General features: G+C 60.6%; 15 protein-coding genes. 7 read left to right on the top strand and 8 right to left on the bottom strand.

Going from position 1 to position 16,972, the window contains the following annotated elements; all coding sequences use genetic code 11:
- The first annotated feature begins 174 nt into the window (after nucleotides 1-174).
- Both KI610_RS09800 and KI610_RS09795 read left to right on the top strand, forming a co-directional pair.
- Nucleotides 175-2,184 carry a PAS domain-containing sensor histidine kinase gene (locus KI610_RS09800; RefSeq protein ID WP_226498459.1) on the top strand — a complete coding sequence of 670 codons (2,010 nt, stop codon included), beginning with the start codon at nucleotides 175-177 and terminating at the stop codon, nucleotides 2,182-2,184.
- Nucleotides 2,184-2,816 carry a response regulator transcription factor gene (locus KI610_RS09795; protein ID WP_226498458.1) on the top strand — a complete coding sequence of 211 codons (633 nt, stop codon included), beginning with the start codon at nucleotides 2,184-2,186 and terminating at the stop codon, nucleotides 2,814-2,816. Before KI610_RS09800 ends, KI610_RS09795 begins: the two co-directional genes overlap by 1 nt.
- A 20-nt stretch (nucleotides 2,817-2,836) precedes the next feature.
- On the opposite strand, the gene KI610_RS09790 is transcribed toward KI610_RS09795, so the two are convergent.
- Complete coding sequence (locus KI610_RS09790) at nucleotides 2,837-3,616, bottom strand: DUF1684 domain-containing protein (RefSeq protein ID WP_226498457.1); 780 nt, start codon at nucleotides 3,614-3,616, stop codon at nucleotides 2,837-2,839.
- Nucleotides 3,617-3,702: 86 nt separating this feature from the next.
- Here KI610_RS09790 and KI610_RS09785 point away from each other — a divergent pair, with 86 nt between their 5' ends.
- The gene (locus KI610_RS09785) at nucleotides 3,703-4,002 is read left to right on the top strand and encodes a DUF2502 domain-containing protein (protein ID WP_226498456.1); all 300 of its coding nucleotides are present in this window, start codon (nucleotides 3,703-3,705) and stop codon (nucleotides 4,000-4,002) included.
- A 74-nt stretch (nucleotides 4,003-4,076) separates the two neighbouring features.
- On the opposite strand, the gene clpB is transcribed toward KI610_RS09785, so the two are convergent.
- Nucleotides 4,077-6,668 (bottom strand): ATP-dependent chaperone ClpB, encoded by a 2,592-nt coding sequence (gene clpB, locus KI610_RS09780; RefSeq protein WP_226498455.1) that lies wholly within the window; start codon nucleotides 6,666-6,668, stop codon nucleotides 4,077-4,079.
- A gap of 194 nt (nucleotides 6,669-6,862) precedes the next feature.
- Here clpB and KI610_RS09775 point away from each other — a divergent pair, with 194 nt between their 5' ends.
- Complete coding sequence (locus KI610_RS09775) at nucleotides 6,863-8,497, top strand: methyl-accepting chemotaxis protein (protein WP_319004220.1); 1,635 nt, start codon at nucleotides 6,863-6,865, stop codon at nucleotides 8,495-8,497.
- 42 nt (nucleotides 8,498-8,539) lie between these two features.
- On the opposite strand, the gene moaE is transcribed toward KI610_RS09775, so the two are convergent.
- From moaE to KI610_RS09750, 5 genes are all read right to left on the bottom strand, one after another.
- Entirely contained in the window at nucleotides 8,540-8,992 is a 453-nt protein-coding gene (moaE, locus tag KI610_RS09770) for a molybdopterin synthase catalytic subunit MoaE (RefSeq protein WP_226498454.1), read from the bottom strand.
- A 2-nt stretch (nucleotides 8,993-8,994) separates the two neighbouring features.
- Nucleotides 8,995-10,569 (bottom strand): peptide chain release factor 3, encoded by a 1,575-nt coding sequence (locus tag KI610_RS09765; protein WP_226498453.1) that lies wholly within the window; start codon nucleotides 10,567-10,569, stop codon nucleotides 8,995-8,997.
- Between the two features lie 63 nt (nucleotides 10,570-10,632).
- Nucleotides 10,633-11,364 carry a DUF2189 domain-containing protein gene (locus KI610_RS09760; protein WP_226498452.1) on the bottom strand — a complete coding sequence of 244 codons (732 nt, stop codon included), beginning with the start codon at nucleotides 11,362-11,364 and terminating at the stop codon, nucleotides 10,633-10,635.
- Between the two features lie 126 nt (nucleotides 11,365-11,490).
- Entirely contained in the window at nucleotides 11,491-12,336 is an 846-nt protein-coding gene (locus KI610_RS09755; protein WP_226498451.1) for a D-hexose-6-phosphate mutarotase, read from the bottom strand.
- Nucleotides 12,320-12,661 (bottom strand): DUF3301 domain-containing protein, encoded by a 342-nt coding sequence (locus KI610_RS09750; RefSeq protein WP_226498450.1) that lies wholly within the window; start codon nucleotides 12,659-12,661, stop codon nucleotides 12,320-12,322. The genes KI610_RS09755 and KI610_RS09750 overlap by 17 nt, the downstream gene beginning before the upstream one ends.
- A gap of 88 nt (nucleotides 12,662-12,749) precedes the next feature.
- Between KI610_RS09750 and KI610_RS09745 the strand changes: the two genes are divergently transcribed.
- Both KI610_RS09745 and KI610_RS09740 read left to right on the top strand, forming a co-directional pair.
- Complete coding sequence (locus KI610_RS09745; RefSeq protein WP_226498449.1) at nucleotides 12,750-14,276, top strand: hypothetical protein; 1,527 nt, start codon at nucleotides 12,750-12,752, stop codon at nucleotides 14,274-14,276.
- A gap of 7 nt (nucleotides 14,277-14,283) precedes the next feature.
- The gene (locus KI610_RS09740; RefSeq protein ID WP_226498448.1) at nucleotides 14,284-15,129 is read left to right on the top strand and encodes a 23S rRNA (adenine(2030)-N(6))-methyltransferase RlmJ; all 846 of its coding nucleotides are present in this window, start codon (nucleotides 14,284-14,286) and stop codon (nucleotides 15,127-15,129) included.
- Here the strand turns inward: KI610_RS09740 and KI610_RS09735 are convergent.
- Entirely contained in the window at nucleotides 15,121-15,477 is a 357-nt protein-coding gene (locus KI610_RS09735; protein WP_226498447.1) for a nucleotide pyrophosphohydrolase, read from the bottom strand. The two genes, KI610_RS09740 and KI610_RS09735, sit on opposite strands and share 9 nt — an antisense overlap.
- Nucleotides 15,478-15,659: 182 nt before the next feature.
- Between KI610_RS09735 and KI610_RS09730 the strand changes: the two genes are divergently transcribed.
- Nucleotides 15,660-16,904: a diguanylate cyclase domain-containing protein gene (locus KI610_RS09730; RefSeq protein WP_226498446.1), complete on the top strand. Its 1,245-nt coding sequence runs from the start codon at nucleotides 15,660-15,662 to the stop codon at nucleotides 16,902-16,904.
- The last annotated feature ends 68 nt before the right edge of the window (nucleotides 16,905-16,972 follow it).

Raw genomic sequence — 16,972 nt, 5'->3', positions numbered from 1 at the left:
TCAGGTAAATCGCTGTCACCAGTTGCGCATTGTCTGATTGATTGCCCTGACCAAAGCTAGAGAATCGGGGGCCTTGCCAGAACACCATAAATCAATAACAGCGGAGACCGGTCAATGGTTTGCAAGACCAGAGACGAAACACCATTCAAAGGCCCTCATGCGGCCAGAGGGGGGGTGCTTTGTCCGGTCCTTGTTTATGCGCTCGTCGCTGGCACCTGGGTTATTCTGGCTGACTGGATTCTGGCGCGAATCGCCGGAAGCACGTTTCACTTTACCGCTCAGGATCTGAGCGAAGACCTGCTTTTCGTCGGCGTAACGACTGCCCTGCTCTACGTCATCCTGACTCGCCGTGCCCAGGCCCAGGCCGTGCATGACCAGACGTTCAGGATCATCAGTGAGCAGGCGAAGGACGGGGTAGTCCTGTGCGATCAGGCCTTGCGCATCATTTACGCCAACCCGGCAGCGCAGAAAATATCCGGCTACCGAGCCGAGGAACTGGTCGGGCATCCGATTGCCGATATCCTGTCCGAACGCTACGCCGCCCTGCTCGGCGCCCACGTCGCCGCACTTGAACGGCGCCCATTGATTCGGCAGGATTGGGACATCCGGCACAAGGATGGCTGGCGTGTGCATGTCGAAGTCACCACCCAGCGCCTGCCCGACGGCAGCTACCTGGCGATCGGATCGGACCTGACCGAAACGCGCCGAGCGCAAAAAAGTGCCGACATGGAACGCCAGCGCCTGCAGGCCCTGATTCGTTCGATCCCGGACCCGGTCTGGATGAAAGACACGACGGGAAGCTATATCGCCTGCAATCCGGCCTTCGAGAAACTGTTCAAGCTGCCGGCGGAGCAAATCCTCAATCGCACGGACAAGGACATCCGGCCGACGGCTGACACCGGGGCGTTTGTCGAATCCGGCCTGAAAGCAGGGGCAACCGCAGCATTGGTCACCAACCAGTCGTATCGCGACCCGGATGGCAAGCTCTCGCATTTTGAAATCACCAAGAGCCCGGTATTCGACATCCATGACGAACTGATCGGTGTCGTCGGCATTGCCCGCGACATCTCGGCGCAACAACTATCCGAGGAGGCTCTCCAGGCCAGCCTCGAATTCAATTGTGCCGTGCTCGATGCTTCAGCCACGCAAATGGCGGTGGTGGACAAATCCGGGATGATCGTCAGTGTCAATAACGCCTGGACCCGGTGCGTCTGCAACAATGCTTGCGTGCAGGCCGATTATGAGAAGGCGGGAGTCGGCAGCAATTTTTTCTCGGGCTGCCGCCATCGCGAGGGCTCCGACCCAGCTCAGGCCAAAGCCGCGCTGGCTGGCGTACAGGCGGTACTCGATGGAAAAACAGCGCGCTTTTCGATGGAGAGCGCCTGCGTCACCCCCGGCCAGGAGTTGTGGTTCATGATGAACGTGACGCCGTTAAAAGTGGGCTCCGGCGGTGCCGTCATTACCTACGTGGACATCACCAGCGTCAAGGATGCCCAGAAGCTGCAAGCGCAATACACCCGGCAACTGCAGGCCCTGGCCAGAATGCACCAGGATATCCAGGAAAGGGAGCGCCATCACCTTTCGATGGAATTGCACGATCAGATTGGTCAGTCACTGGCTGCCCTCAAAATTTCGCTGGCCGGCGCCAAACTGCATGTCGGCGATGCTCTGGCGACCAGCGCGGTGCTCGATACCGCGCAAGAAATTGTCGAAGGCATCGCGCAGACCACCGGCGATATTGCCCGCCGCCTGCGCCCTCCGCTGCTCGACGAACTGGGGATCGGCTCGGCCCTGGCCTGGCACATCAGGAATCTGTCGCTGCCGCCCGGCGTCGAGGTCCGCTTCGCCCAGGATATCGATGCCCTGCGTTTCTCCGAAGCGGTCGAACTGGCTGGCTTCCGCATTGTTCAGGAGGCGATCACCAATGCGCTGCGCCATGCCGAGGCCAGCGGGATCATTGTGCAGATTACCTGTATGCCCGATCAGATCTGCCTTTCCGTGGCTGACGATGGCAAGGGATTTGATATCGACAGCCCTCTCGACAAGGACAATGAGCGAATCTCGCTCGGCCTGATCGGGATACGCGAACGCGTCACCAGTCTCGGCGGCAAGTTCGAGATTGATTCCCAACCGAATACTGGAACGAGGGTAGCCGCATGCCTGCCACGAATAGCGCGAACCTGATGCCCATCCGAATTGTCCTGGCCGACGATCATCATCTGGTCCGCGCCGGGATTGCTTCCCTCTTGAACGGCCATCCGGAATTCGAGATTGTCGGCAGCACGGGATCGGGCGAAGAAGCCATTCAGCTCATTGCCGAAACCAAGCCCGATGTCGCCCTGCTCGATATCGCCATGCCGGGCGTCACGGGATTTCAGATACTTGCCCGAATCCGCGAGCAAGGCAGCCCGACCAAGGTGATCATGCTGTCAATGCATGCCGATCAGGAACATATCAATTCAGCCATGAGCCTTGGCGCCGATGGCTATGTCATCAAGACCTCCGCCCCCGAAGAACTTCTGCTCGCCATCCGAAAGGTTCTGCTCGGCGGGATGTGGCTTCCGCCGTCGATCTCCCGGCAGATGCTGGATCTCTATCTCGATCAAGTGCGCAAATCGCACGAACTGACCGCTCGCCAGTCCACCGTGCTGAAAATGACGGTGGATGGCATGCGCACCAAGGAAATTGCCTTTGCCCTCGACATCAGCGTCAAAACGGTGGAAACCTATCGCACGCAAATGATGCACAAGCTCGGGCTGCAAGACATTCCCAGCCTGGTTCGCTACGCCATCCGCAACGGGTTGGCCGAACTGTAATTGGCCTGTGCAGTCGCCGCTCAGGCCGGCTTGACCCACTTTTTTTCGCCGGCCGGCACGGCAAACGGCAGCCAGTTTTCCGGCGGCGGCAGCGGGCAGGTCGCAAACGAAGTGAATGCGCAAGGCGGGTTGTAGGCGCAATTGAAATTCAGGCGAATTTTCCGGTTGACCGTGGGAACGGCCTTGAGGAAACGGCCGGCGCCATAGGTTTCCTTGCCGCTCGTCCGATCCCGGAAAACGAAGAAAACTTCCTTGTCGCTGACTGACATCGGCAATAGCGTCACCGTCTGCCCGGCGACTTCAAACACGGCCTGATGGCTGACCTCGACGACTTTCAGCTCACCGCTGACGTTCGGCACTTCCATCTTGATCGGCGGCGACAACACCTGCCAATCGGCCTCGATCTGCCAGGCCGGATCGAAGTCGAAATAATCCAGTCCGTTGAATGGCTGGCTCTGCGCCCAGTCCCGGTCACGCAAACGGACCGCAATTCGATTCTCACGGTCAACCGGAAAAAACGACCAATTTTGAAAATCGACGACAGTCGGCTGGCCGGCAATATCGGTCTGCAACTCGCGCGTTTCGCCGTCTACCGGCTGCCAGATCACCCGTCCGTCGTGCCAGAGCAGATCACCGAGATGTGCCGGACCGCCGGGCAAAAGAACAACCGAGCCCGCGGCGCTGCCGACGCTGTTCATCCCCGGTTCCAGCCAGAACAGGCCGCGTATGCCCAGCCAGCTTTCCGGCCCGGCCAGTTCGGCATGGCGCCTGGCCTGCCAGTTTTTGAGGTCATCCCACATTTTTCAGATCCTTGTTGTTCACGCCAGCGTTAATCCGTTATAAGGTTTGAGATGTTCCATCCACGCTTGCTGAAAGGAAATAGCGCATGAAAAAAATTATTCTGGCAGCGCTGCTCGCCGCCTCCCCGCTTCTGGCCAACGCCGTCGATATCAATGTCAATCTCGGCAGCGTCCGGGTCGATGCACCGGGCGTCAGCGTCACCTTCGGTTCGCGTAACGACCGTGGCTATTACTGGGATGGCTACGACTGGCGCGAACCAGCCTACTGGAAGCAGCACGGCGGTCCGCGCGGCGAGCGTTATTACACCGGCCGCGGCAACAAGAACGGCCACCACAAGGATGGCGGCCACTGCCCGCCGGGTCAGGCCAAGAAGGGCAACTGTTGATCAGCGCTTGCTGCTCTCAATAACAAAGGGCGAGACCTTCCGGTCCCGCCCTTTTTCGTGAACCGCCCAACCCCTCAACCCTTGGCAAAACGCATGATGCCGCCCGTCGCCGGGTCGCAACTGACATGGATCACATCCTTGGCGGCGAACTTGCCTTCGAGGATGGCCTTGGCCAGCGGATTCTCGATCTGCTGCTGGATCGCCCGCTTGAGCGGCCGCGCGCCGAACACCGGGTCGAAGCCGGCCTGGGCCAGTTCGGCCAGGGCGCTGTCGTCGACGACAATGCCCATGTCGAGCTGAGCCAGCCGCTTTTCCAGATAGCCAAGTTGGATCCTGGCAATGCCGGCAATGTGTTTCTCGTCAAGCGCATGGAAGACGACGACTTCGTCGATCCGGTTGATGAACTCCGGCCGGAAGTAGTTCTTCACCTCGGCCATCACCGCCATCTTGATCACGCCGTAATCGTCACCCGACATCTGCTGGATCATCTGGCTGCCGAGGTTGGAGGTCATGACGATCACCGTGTTCTTGAAGTCGACGGTGCGCCCCTGACCATCGGTCATCCGCCCGTCGTCGAGCACCTGCAGCAGTACGTTGAAGACGTCCGGGTGCGCCTTCTCGACTTCATCGAGCAGGATCACCGAGTACGGCTTGCGGCGCACGGCCTCGGTCAGGTAGCCGCCTTCTTCGTAGCCGACATAGCCCGGTGGCGCGCCGATCAGGCGGGCAACCGAATGCTTCTCCATGAACTCGCTCATGTCGATGCGGATCAGGTGATCCTCGGCGTCGAACATGAATTCGGCCAGCGCCTTGCACAGCTCGGTCTTGCCAACGCCCGTCGGGCCAAGGAAGAGGAAGGAACCGTAAGGACGGTTCGGATCGGACAGTCCGGCGCGCGAACGACGAATCGCATCGCCGACCAAGCGCACTGCTTCATCCTGCCCAACGACCCGCTTGTGCAGCCGATCTTCCATATGCAGCAGCTTCTCGCGTTCGCCCTGCATCATTTTGCTGACCGGAATGCCGGTGGCGCGTGACACCACTTCAGCGATTTCCTCGGCGCCAACCTGCGTACGCAGCAGAATGTTCTTCTTGCCCTCGCCTTCGCCCGCCTTTTCGGCCGTCTTCAACTGGGCTTCGAGTTGCGGCAGCTTGCCGTATTGCAGCTCGGCCACCTTGTCGAGCTTGCCTTCGCGCTGCAGCTTGGTGACTTCAGCCTTGAGCTTGTCGATTTCTTCCTTGATGTGTGCCGATCCCTGAACCTGCGCCTTCTCGGCCTTCCAGATTTCTTCGAGATCGGAATATTCCTTGGCCAGCTTGGCAATTTCGTCCTCGATCAGGCCAAAGCGCTTCTTCGACGCTTCGTCCTTCTCGCGCTTGACCGCCTCACGCTCAATCTTGAGCTGGATGATGCGGCGGTCCAGCTTGTCCATGACTTCCGGCTTCGAGTCGATTTCCATCTTGATGCGCGCCGCTGCCTCGTCGATCAGGTCGATCGCCTTGTCAGGCAGGAAACGGTCGGTGATGTAACGGTGCGACAACTCGGCCGCAGCGACGATGGCCGGGTCTGTGATGTCGACACCGTGGTGCAGTTCGTACTTCTCCTGCAGACCGCGCAGGATAGCAATCGTCGACTCGACGCTCGGCTCATCGACCAGCACCTTCTGGAAGCGACGCTCGAGCGCGGCATCCTTCTCGATGTACTTGCGATATTCGTTGAGCGTCGTCGCGCCAATGCAGTGCAGCTCGCCGCGCGCCAGCGCCGGCTTGAGCATGTTGCCAGCATCGATGGCGCCTTCGGCCTTGCCGGCACCGACCATGGTGTGCAGCTCGTCGATGAACAGGATGATCTGCCCGGCCTCCTGCGACACTTCCTTGAGGACGGCCTTCAGCCGTTCCTCGAACTCGCCACGATACTTGGCGCCGGCCAACAGGCCGGCCATGTCGAGCACCAGCACCTTCTTGCCCTTGAGGGTTTCCGGCACTTCACCGTTGATGATGCGCTGGGCTAGCCCTTCGACGATGGCCGTCTTGCCGACACCCGGCTCTCCGATCAGTACCGGGTTGTTCTTGGTCCGGCGCTGCAAAATCTGGATGGCGCGGCGAATTTCATCATCGCGGCCGATAACCGGGTCGAGCTTGCCCTGCGCGGCGCGCTCGGTCAGGTCGATACAGTATTTCTTGAGCGACTCGCGCTGCCCTTCGGCTTCCTGCGAATCAACGCCCTGACCGCCGCGCACGGCCATGATCGCCGCCTCCAGCGCCTTGCGGCTCAGGCCGTGCTGCTTGGCCAGACGACCGGTTTCGTTCTTGTCCTCGCACACGGCGAGCAGGAACATTTCGCTGGCGATGAACTGGTCGCCACGCTTTTGCGCTTCCTTATCAGTCAGATTGAGCAGGTTGCCCAAGTCGCGACCGATGGAGACATCGCCACCATGGCCCTCAACCTTGGGCAGGCGAGTCAGCGCCTGTTCCAGATCCTTGCGCAGCCCCGCCACATTGGCGCCGGCCCGGCCGAGCAGCGAGGTCGTGCCACCGTCGTCCTGATTGAGCAGCGCGAGCAGCAGGTGCTGCGGTTCGATGAACTGCTGGTCACCGCCAATGGCCAGACTCTGGGCATCGGACAGGGCTTGCTGGAACTTGGTCGTGAATTTGTCGAGGCGCATTTCAATTCTCCCGGTGAGGATTTTCTGTTATCCGACAGATAAGGACTGATCTGGAAATTTCAACCCGCGGCCCTCAGGGTTTACCGCCTGAGCGCCTTCCAAAAACCCCCTTCACATAATGGGATTGTGCTAAATTTCAATTATCAAATTTGAAACTTTAGTTAAAAAATCAAGAAGCATGGAGGGATAGGGACATGTCCAATCAGGGAATGACACTACGGGGCAAACTGCTCGCCATGACGGCCATCACCGTTATCGCTCTGGCCGTCCTCTTCTCGGCGCTACTGATCAACGGCAAGAGTCAGATGCTCGAGGACCGCCAGGCCAAGGTACGCAATCTGGTCGAATCAACCCATGGCATCCTGACCTTCTACGAAAAACTGGCCCGCGACGGGCAAATGTCCGTTGAAGACGCCAAAAAATCCTCTGCTGCTGCAATTCGCACCCTGCGTTACGACAAGGTCGAGTACTTCTGGATCAACGATCTGCAGGACATCATGGTCATGCATCCTATCAAGCCCGAACTTGAGGGAAAGAAACTCGACCAGATCAAGGACAAGAACGGCAAGTTGCTGTTCGTCGAATTCAACAGCACGGTCAAGACCAAAGGCTCGGGCTTTGTCGATTATCTCTGGCCAAAACCGGGTTCGGAGGAAGGCGTGCCGAAAATTTCCTTCGTCATGGGTTTCGAGCCATGGGGCTGGGTGCTCGGTTCGGGTATCTACCTGGATGACGTCGATACCAAGTTCCGCAGCGATGCCATCAAGCTTTTGCTCTGGGGTCTGGGCATTGCCGGTTTCATCGGCATTTCGCTGCTCCTGCTTTCCAACAACATCATCAAAACCCTGGGCGGCGATCCGGCTATCGCCTCTGCCATCACCAAGCGCATCGCCGCCGGCGATCTGGCCACACCGGTCGACTGCCCGGCGGACGACAAGGACAGTCTGCTCGCCAACATCCGCACCATGCAGGAAACCCTGCGAGCGATGATCGCCAGCATTGTCTCCAATGCCGAACAGGTGGCCAGCGCCGCCGACCAGTTGCTCGGCGCCTCGGAACAGGTTGCCGTACGGGCCAGCCAGCAGAGCGATGCAGCCTCGTCAATGGCCGCCTCGGTCGAGGAAATGGCCGTCAGCATCGATCAGGTCAAGGAAAATGCCACCGAGGCACACAGCATTTCGCAAACAGCCGGTGAAATTTCCGAAGATGGTGCGGCCGTCATCCACAACGCCGCCAGCGAAATGCGCAAGATTTCCCAGGCCGTTCAGGCCTCGTCGGAGATTATCGAAGACCTCGGACACCAGTCCGACCAGATCACTTCCATCGTCAATACCATCAAGGAAATCGCCGACCAGACCAATCTGCTGGCCCTCAATGCCGCCATCGAGGCCGCCCGCGCCGGCGAACAAGGGCGCGGCTTTGCCGTCGTCGCCGACGAAGTTCGCAAGCTGGCCGAACGCACAGGCAACTCAACCAAGGAAATTGGCGAAATGGTGGCCAAGATCCAGAACGGCACACGCAGCGCGGTGAGCAGCATGCAGGATGGCGTCCGCCAGGTTGGCAACGGCGTCGAACTGGCCAACAAGGCGGGGGACTCCATTAACCTCATTCGCGATGGCGCCATGCGCGTCACTGTTGTGGTCAACGGCATTTCCGATTCGATTTCGGAACAAAGCATAGCCAGCAACGAGATCGCCCAGAAGTTGGAGGTCATCGCCCAGATGTCCGAGGAAAGCGCTGCCGCCGTTCGCCAGACTGCCGATGCTGCTCGCCAGCTACAGACGCTGTCGAACGCCTTGCATCAGACGGTGGCGCAGTTCAAGACCTGATCAGCGAACGGGATTTATCCGGGGAGCTTCGGCTCCCCTTTTTTATTTCTGCCAGCGCGCCGCCGCGCTATCGTCGGCATCGCGGGCATCGACCCAGCGACCGCCATCCGGCGTCGCTTCGCGCTTCCAGAAGGGAGCGCGGGTCTTCAGGTAATCCATGATGAATTCGCAGGCGGCGAAGGCTTCGCCGCGATGGGCGCTGGTCACGGCGACGAGCACGATCTGGTCGCAGGGCTTGAGCGGGCCGACTCGGTGGATGACCAGCGCGTCGTAGATATCCCAGCGGCCTTTGGCCTCGGCGACGATCGCCTCCAAGGCCTTTTCCGTCATGCCGGGGTAGTGCTCCAGCGTCATTTCAGCAACGCTGGCCCCATCGTTCATGTCGCGGACCAGCCCGAGAAAGCTGGCCAATGCGCCAACCCGGGCATCAGCCGCCCTCAGCGCCAGCAACTCGGCGCCAAGATCGAAATCGGCTTCCTGCACCCGGACGGTCATGCTCAGATTACCTCGCGTGCTTCCATGAAACGCAGCTTGGGATACTTCTCTTTGACCATGTTGAGATAAACATTGTTCGGCGCCAGATAGACCGGATCGTCGGCCCCGTCGAGCGCGACATTGGCGCTGTAGCGGTCGGAAATCTGCCGTAGTTCGTCGGCATCACCATGAATCCAGCGCGCCGTCGCGCAGTTGTACGACTCAAAAATGACCTGCACGCCGTATTCGTGTTCCAGGCGGCTGGCCACCACGTCGAACTGCAGCGTACCGACCGCGCCGAGAATCAGGTCGGTGCCCGACAACGGGCGGAACAACTGGGTCGCGCCCTCTTCCGCCAGTTGCTGCAAGCCCTTTTGCAGTTGCTTGATCTTGAGCGGATTGGCGATGCGGGCCAGACGGAAGTGTTCAGGTGCGAAGGATGGAATGCCAGTGAAGCGCAGCTCTTCGCCCTCGGTAAAGGTTTCGCCGAGACGGATGGTGCCGTGGTTCGGGATGCCAATGATGTCGCCCGGATAGGCTTCGTCGGTCGTGCTGCGGTCGCGCGCCATGAAAGTGATGGCGTTGTTGACCGACAGGAACTTGCCGGCGCCGCCCTGCTTGACCTTCATACCGCGTTCGAAGCGGCCGGAACAGACGCGCAGGAAGGCAATTCGGTCACGGTGCTTGGGGTCCATGTTGGCCTGGATCTTGAACACAAAGCCGGAGAATTTCGGCTCGTTCGGCGCCACTTCACGCGTCGTAGACGGCCGGGCAATCGGCGGCGGAGACAGGTCGACGACGGCATCGAGCAGGCTCTGCACGCCAAAGTTGTTGACCGCCGAGCCGAAGAATACGGGCGACTGCTTGCCGCTCAGGTAAGCCTCGGCGTCAAAAGCGTGCGAAGCACCGCGGACCAGTTCGATGTCCATGCGCAATTCGTCGGCCTGCGTGCCGATCAGCTCGTCGAGACGAGGGTTGTCGAGACCCTGGATGATCTCAGCCGTGCCCTTCTCGGCCTGCGGATCGAAGAAAGCGATGGCATCGTCGTAGAGGTGATAGACGCCACGAAAACGCTTGCCCATGCCGATTGGCCAGGTCATCGGCGCGCACTGGATACCGAGCACCGACTCGATTTCGTCGAGCAGGTCGATCGGCTCCTTGCCTTCGCGGTCGAGCTTGTTGATGAAGGTCAGAATCGGCGTGTCGCGCATGCGGCAGACGTTGAGGAGCTTGATCGTCTGCGCTTCGACACCATTCACCGAGTCGATCACCATGACGGCAGAGTCGACAGCCGTCAGCGTGCGATAGGTATCTTCCGAAAAGTCCTCGTGGCCCGGCGTGTCGAGCAGGTTGACCATGCATTCGCGGTAAGGAAACTGCATGACCGACGAAGTCACCGAAATGCCGCGCTGCTTTTCCAGCTCCATCCAGTCCGAAGTCGCGTGGCGCGAGGCCTTGCGGGCGCGGACTTCGCCGGCCACCTGAATGGCGCCGCCGAACCACAGCAGCTTTTCGGTCAGCGTCGTTTTACCGGCGTCGGGGTGGGAAATGATGGCGAAGGTACGCCGGCGGGCAATTTCAGTATCGAGGGGAGTCACGGCAGGGCTAGCAGATGCGGAAAGTCGGCCATTATACCCGCGCCGCCGGGCAAGCACCGGCGTTCAGGAAACGGGCAGCACTTGCCGATACACGGCCCTGCTGGCGTAGGCCATCCACGGCAGGGTCAGCGGTAGCAGCGGCAAAAGCAGGATGCTGCCGATTGTCACGGTCGACAGGAAAAAAGCCCAAAAAATGGAAGGAATGAAATTGGCGAAAACGATGCGCACGCTGAGTACGACCGCCTCGACCAGCCCAGCCCGGCGCTCGCAAAGCAGCGGTATGGAAAAGGCGGCGACGCAGTAGAGCAGCAGCGCAACGACCAGACCGGAAACGCCGGCCCAGCGCACAAAAGACAGCACGTTGGCGTTGGCCGGCAGCAGATTGCCGAGCCACACCGGCGTCGCCCCGACCATGTAGGCGTAAAGAATCGCCGCGTCGGTGACGAAGATCATGAAGAGCAGCGCGCAGACCAGCGCCAGCGCCCACAACGCCCGTGAGGCCCTGGCAAAACCGCTGACGATACTGGCCGGACCAACCGGCTCACCGGCTTCAAACGCGCCGGCGATGCCGAAAAATCCGGCCAGACTGACCGGGCCGATCAGCATGAAGGCGCCCGCCGTGGCGATGATGAAGGGCGTCCAGCCCTGAGCCAGCAGGCCGCCCATGATCGCCAGGCCACCGAGCGTAAAAATGAGGGCATAGCCGATGCTGATGCCGCGCGTCGCATTGGCCATGCGCCAGCCGTCAGCCAGAGCGCGTTGCAGGCCGCCAACGGTTAGGGGGGAAAGGGTCATCGCTCGTCCGGTCGAAAAACAGCCACCCCGGCGGGATGGCTGCGCTATTGACCGAGACTACCGAAAAGCCGCCCTACCCTGCCCTAATGCAAATCAAATTTGCCGGGCGGGATTAAAGTCGGCCGATCAAACAACGACCAGCGTCTGCCGCCCGTACCACTCCTCGCCGGCCGGCAGCGTGATCGGACGAGTCGCCGCCGCCTCGACGCAGAGCATGTGGCGCCAGCCGTTGGCCGGCATGTCCTTGAGCTCGGCACAGCGGTCGACAAACGGGTTCCACACGACCACATCCGGGAAACCCTGATTCTGCATGGCCAGGGTCTGCTTGCCGCTATGCAGCAGTTGCGGCCGCTTGGCGTTGAAGTAGACGCGGTCGACTTCGCGGTCGACGGTCAATTCGGGACGGGATTCAAGCGCATTTCGGTCGCCGTCGAGCGAATCGCAGTACTCCAGCCCTTTCACCCCTTCGAGCACCGCCTCCTCGACCTGCGCAACGCGCAGATAAGAGTGCAGCGCGCCGGTAAAGGAAAGCGGCGCGCCGCCGGTATTGGTGACGCCCAGCTCGATGTCGATGCGGTCGGCTTCGATCATCAGCGTCAGTTCGGCATGGAATGCATGCGGCCAGAGCGCCAGCGTGGACTCGTCGCTAGTGATTTCCATGGTCACCAGCGCGAAATCATCGCCCGTCCGCTCGCTACTGACCGACCATTCACGGGTCCGCACGAAGCCGTGCTTGGGCAAATCGCCGCGTTCGGCAAATTGCGGAAAACAGACGGGAACGCCGCCGCGAATGGCGACGCTGCCGTCAAAAATGGCCTTGTCGGACAAAAACAGGCGTTCCTTGCCATCAGGCGGAACCCAAGACAAAACCTGCGCCCCCAATTTGCTGATGACGGCGGTGGCGCCACGCGGGCCATTCAGGCGCAGGGCTTCGATGCCGTGAAAATCGATGGTTTCAATGGAGGGTTTCATGGGTATTCGGAATCACGTAAAGGTGGGGACGGACATGCAGGAATTCGACATCGTGGCCGAGCAGCGTAACGCTGCCGGAACGCCGGTCATTCCCGGTGTCGCTGTATTCGAAGGAGTAGACGCGGCGCAGCCTGAGCCGCCCGGCGTCGTCGCGAGCCAGGCGCACCGAGGTGCCAACAACGGTTTCATCGAGAAACTGCAGACCGTCGTCCTGACAGGCAGTACGGGCCGCATCGACGCCGATTTCACGCGTTTTCAGGCTATCCAGCCAGAACCAGACGCCGACGGCAGTCAGGGCAAGAAACAACACTTCGCTCAAATTCATGCCCCAAGTATACGTAAAGCGGAAATAACGCACAGAAATTCCAGCGAAATTACCGGATAATTCGCATGTCAAATTTTCCGCGGTAATCATGGAATCTCCTCTGCAACTGTTGCGCGAGCTGTTTCCGTTCGGCCAAGCCGGTGCCGAACAGAAAAGTGCAGCCGCAGTTCGCGGATTGCTCGATACCGTGACCGGCCTGTCGCCGCAGGAAACCATCGCCAAGCTGGCCGGTAGCGTTCTGCCCAGCATCAATGGGCAACCGAACCTGCACATGCGCTTCAAGTTGCTCGAAGATGTCAGGCTTGAAGCCGAAGAATCGCTGCCCGTTCTCGAAAAGCTCATAGCCCACGCCGTACTGCCGCTGCCACTCGATGCCGCAACCTCGGCCCTGCATGCCGACAATCTGCTCAAGGGCCTGGCCATGGCCTACGCCGGCATTGCCCGCAGCATCAACAAGGGCCATTTCAACGACGGACTGAGCCATCTGCTGCATCGCAGTGTGCAACGCGCAATGGCCATGATTGGCCGGCGCCAGTTGCTCGCCTACCGTGCCTACGCCGCCCCGTCGACGAGTTCGTGGCAAGCCCTGCACGAGCTTTACCAGATGGTGCGCGGTCAGCGTTCCAAGCCGCTCAACGGCGAAACGGCACCGGTCGAGCACGAATACCTCGGTGCCCTGCTCTTCGCCTACCTCGAACCGACCAAGCTACCTCGTGCCGAGCTCGAAATCATCAACACCAGCACCCGGCAACTGGCCGCCTACGCGCTGATTGGCGAAGTGACGCCGGAAATCTGCAACGGCAAGGCCGCCGACGCCTGTTTCATTGTTCGCCCTGATGAAGGCAATCCGGGCTATCCGATGATGCGCTTGCCTTCCGGCGCCTCGATTTTCGGCAGCCTGCTCATCGACTGCACCCAGGTCATCGCCGCCATTGACCGGAATATCACGCGCCGCCCCGGCAAGGCCATCGACCCCATTCTTGAGGCTTCTCCTGCCCTTTTGCAGGCCCTGCGTCTCGCCATCAGCGGCAAGAGCGCCCGCCGTTTCAGCCGGACCCGCTTTCGCCCGCGTGGCGACCTGGTCAGCGGTTTCGGTCCGGTTCTCAGCTTCCTCGACGGCAATACCTTTTCCCGCCGCTCGGTCGATTCGGCCTCACGCTACGATGGCCGCGATTACACGTCCAGCGAGTGGGCCATGGTCGACGAAAGTCCGGATGGTTTCCGCCTGCGTTTCATCAAGGGCGAGAAGCGTAACCTCGGTGCCGGCGACCTCGTCGCCCTGCAACCGCGTGAATCGAGCAAGATTCACGTCTGCCTGGTTCGCCGCATCTCGTCGTCGCAGATTCGGCTCGAAGTCGGTTTGCAGCTGATGTCGCCACAGGTCAGCGTGGTTGACATCGTGGCCGAAGAAACGCCGGATCAACGCGCCGTGTTCCTGCACAGCCTGCCGGCCTACGGCAAGTATTCCGGCCTGATCACGGCGCCCGGCGCCTTCCAGACCGGCCAGAAAATCATGGTCAAATTGCCGGGACGTTCTCTGCACCGGCTAATCGGGACATGCATGGAAGCCAATGAAGGGCTAGAATTCTTCGCCCTAGACCTGCTTCCGGATTAATCCCACTTTGCTCAGCTACCGCCACGCCTTTCACGCCGGCAACCACGCCGATGTGCTGAAACACCTCATCCTGATCGAGATCGCCCAATACATGGCCGAAAAGCCGGCGCCGTTCTGGATCATCGATACCCACGCCGGGGCCGGGCGTTATGCGCTGGACTCGGCGCACGCCACCAAGCTGAGCGAATACCGCGATGGCGTCGCCCGTCTCTGGGAGGCCAAGGGGCTGCCCAAGGCGGCGCTCAATTACCTCGATTTCGTCAAGATGCTGAACCCGGACGGCCAGTTGCGCCATTACCCCGGTTCGCCCTGGCTGGCCCGCCAGTTGCTGCGCGACAGCGACCGTCTGCGGCTCTATGAAATGCACAGCACCGACGGCAAGCTGCTCATGGAGTGCTTCAAGGGCAGTGGCCGCGAGGTGGCGATCACCGACGGCGACGGCTTTGCCGGCCTCAAGGCCATCCTGCCGCCACCACCGCGCCGGGCGCTCGTTCTCATCGATCCGTCCTACGAAACCAAGGGCGACTACACGGCTGTCGTCAAGACGCTACAGGATTCACTCAAACGTTTTTCGACCGGCACCTACGCGCTGTGGTATCCGATGCTCGGCAAACCCGAATCCCGCCAGTTGCCGGACAAGCTGAAACGGCTAGGTGCGGCCAACTGGCTGCACGCGACGCTGGAAGTCAAGGCACCATCCCGCGACGGCTACGGCATGCACGGCAGCGGGATGTTCATCATCAACCCGCCGTGGACGCTGGAAAAGACCTTGCACGACACGCTGCCGACGCTCGCTACCCTGCTCGCCCAGGACGCCGGCGCGAAGTACACGCTGGAAAGCGAATCAACCTAGCTCGGTGTATTTGGCCCGCGAGCCATAGGCTTTGTCGACCGGGTATTTTTCGGCGTTTTTAGCCAGTTTGGCGCGGGCCGCGGCGGCCAGATCGATGCCCGCCGTATCGGCGATCAGCAGCAGGTAAAGCAGGATATCGGCGCATTCGTCGCGCAGGGCTTCGGCAGTTTGTGGATCGGCCGGTAGCGCCTCGACTTCGGCGTCGCTTTTCCATTGGGTCAGCTCCAGCAACTCGGCCGCTTCGAGGTTGAGGGAAGTGATCAGATTGCGCAGCGTGTGAAACTGCTGCCAGTCGCGTTCATCGCGAAATGCCAGCAATGCTGCGGTCAACGCCGAAAAATCGCTCATTTTGAAATCCTCTCGATAGAACGGTGATCATGCCAGTCCGCCCCGGATGCGGCAATGCAAGCGGTTCCGAAGCGGGGAACCTTCACCCGCCCGGCGCAATCCAATTTCCTGTAGTTTTCGCGAACGTCGGCGCTGTAAACCGGAGTCCCTGGCTGGACGGAGGTATTGCGTGGTCACGGCTGATGCGGGTTTTTGAGAAAATTTTCGAAGCCGTTCCCGATGGCTTGCTGGTGGTTGATACAGCAGGCCTGATTCTGTATGCGAACGGCGCCTTGGAGAGTCTGTTCGGCTACGCGCCGGACGAACTGATCGGCCAGCCGGTCGAGCGACTGACACCACGCCATCTTGCATCGACGCATGCTGCTTATCGTGAGCAATACCAGGCAGCGCCAAAGACTCGCGCAATGGGTGCCAGCAACGACCTGCTCGGCTGCCGCAAGGATGGCAGCCTGTTTCCGGTCGACGTCATGCTCTCACCGCTGGACATTGGCGACCGGAAGCAAACGCTGTGCGTCGTGCGCGATGCCACGGTACGCAAGGAGATCGAGGAAAAGCTGACCATCGCCAACACGGTCTTCCAGTCGACGCAGGAAGGCATCGTGGTGACCGATGTGAATTGCCGCATCATCGCGGTCAATCCAGCCTTCGAGATGGCCACCGAATACTGCAAGAAGGAATTGCTTGGCCAGCACATGCGCGTGCTGCGTTCGGGGCGGCACGACGATTTTTTCTACCGCCGGATGTGGGACTCGATTCTCAACACAGGGGAATGGCAAGGGCCGATCTGGAATCGCCGGAAAAATGGCGAGGTTTATCACGAATGGCTGTCGATCAGCACGGTGCGGGATCGCGACGGCCGGCCCATCCAGTATGTCGGGATCACTACCGACATGGGCCGGATGAATCACGTCGAGACGGCCGTCGAACGGCTGGCGCATTACGACGCACTGACCGGGCTGCCCAACCGCCTGCTGCTCAATTCGCGCATCCAGAAAACCTGGGAGCGCGCCCACCGTGATGGCAAGCCTTTCGCCGTGATGTTCCTCGACCTCGATGGTTTCAAGGCGGTCAACGACACGCTCGGCCACCCGGTCGGCGACGAGCTGCTCAAGGTCGTCGCCTGCCGCCTGCGCGAAAACATGCGCGAAACGGACACCATCGCCCGGCTTGGCGGCGACGAGTTCCTGATCGTTCTCGAGGATGTCGGGCACGACGATATCGTCGCGGTTGCCGAGCAATTGATCGAACGAATCAGCGCGCCTTTCGACCTCGGCCTGGCCGAGCCGGTCTGCGTCGGCCTGAGCCTGGGCTGGAGCCATTACCCGGAACATGCCGACAACGTGCCGGCCCTGATCCGCCAGGCCGATGAAGCGCTGTATCAGGTCAAGCGTTCGGGCCGCGGAGCCTGGCGGGAGTATTGCGCTTAGTTCGCCGACGCCAGACAGGTAAAATGCCCAGCTCTGACGGTCAAACCGGGCTTGCCACGGTCAACCGG

Origin of the sequence: Ferribacterium limneticum (assembly GCF_020510565.1) — a bacterium.
GTDB classification, from domain to species: Bacteria; Pseudomonadota; Gammaproteobacteria; order Burkholderiales; family Rhodocyclaceae; genus Azonexus; species Azonexus limneticus_B.
This window is presented reverse-complemented; position numbering and strand designations above follow the sequence as displayed.

Excerpts from the sequence above, each read along its gene's own strand:
- KI610_RS09760 (WP_226498452.1), bottom strand. The coding sequence starts at position 11,364 with ATGACCCTTTCCCCCCTAACCGTTGGCGGCCTGCAACGCGCTCTGGCT.
- KI610_RS09755 (WP_226498451.1), bottom strand. The coding sequence starts at position 12,336 with ATGAAACCCTCCATTGAAACCATCGATTTTCACGGCATCGAAGCCCTG.
- KI610_RS09795 (WP_226498458.1), top strand. The coding sequence starts at position 2,184 with ATGCCCATCCGAATTGTCCTGGCCGACGATCATCATCTGGTCCGCGCC.
- KI610_RS09730 (WP_226498446.1), top strand. The coding sequence starts at position 15,660 with ATGCGGGTTTTTGAGAAAATTTTCGAAGCCGTTCCCGATGGCTTGCTG.
- KI610_RS09785 (WP_226498456.1), top strand. The coding sequence starts at position 3,703 with ATGAAAAAAATTATTCTGGCAGCGCTGCTCGCCGCCTCCCCGCTTCTG.
- KI610_RS09775 (WP_319004220.1), top strand. The coding sequence starts at position 6,863 with ATGTCCAATCAGGGAATGACACTACGGGGCAAACTGCTCGCCATGACG.
- clpB (WP_226498455.1), bottom strand. The coding sequence starts at position 6,668 with ATGCGCCTCGACAAATTCACGACCAAGTTCCAGCAAGCCCTGTCCGAT.
- KI610_RS09745 (WP_226498449.1), top strand. The coding sequence starts at position 12,750 with ATGGAATCTCCTCTGCAACTGTTGCGCGAGCTGTTTCCGTTCGGCCAA.
- moaE (WP_226498454.1), bottom strand. The coding sequence starts at position 8,992 with ATGACCGTCCGGGTGCAGGAAGCCGATTTCGATCTTGGCGCCGAGTTG.
- KI610_RS09735 (WP_226498447.1), bottom strand. The coding sequence starts at position 15,477 with ATGAGCGATTTTTCGGCGTTGACCGCAGCATTGCTGGCATTTCGCGAT.
- KI610_RS09750 (WP_226498450.1), bottom strand. The coding sequence starts at position 12,661 with ATGAATTTGAGCGAAGTGTTGTTTCTTGCCCTGACTGCCGTCGGCGTC.
- KI610_RS09790 (WP_226498457.1), bottom strand. The coding sequence starts at position 3,616 with ATGTGGGATGACCTCAAAAACTGGCAGGCCAGGCGCCATGCCGAACTG.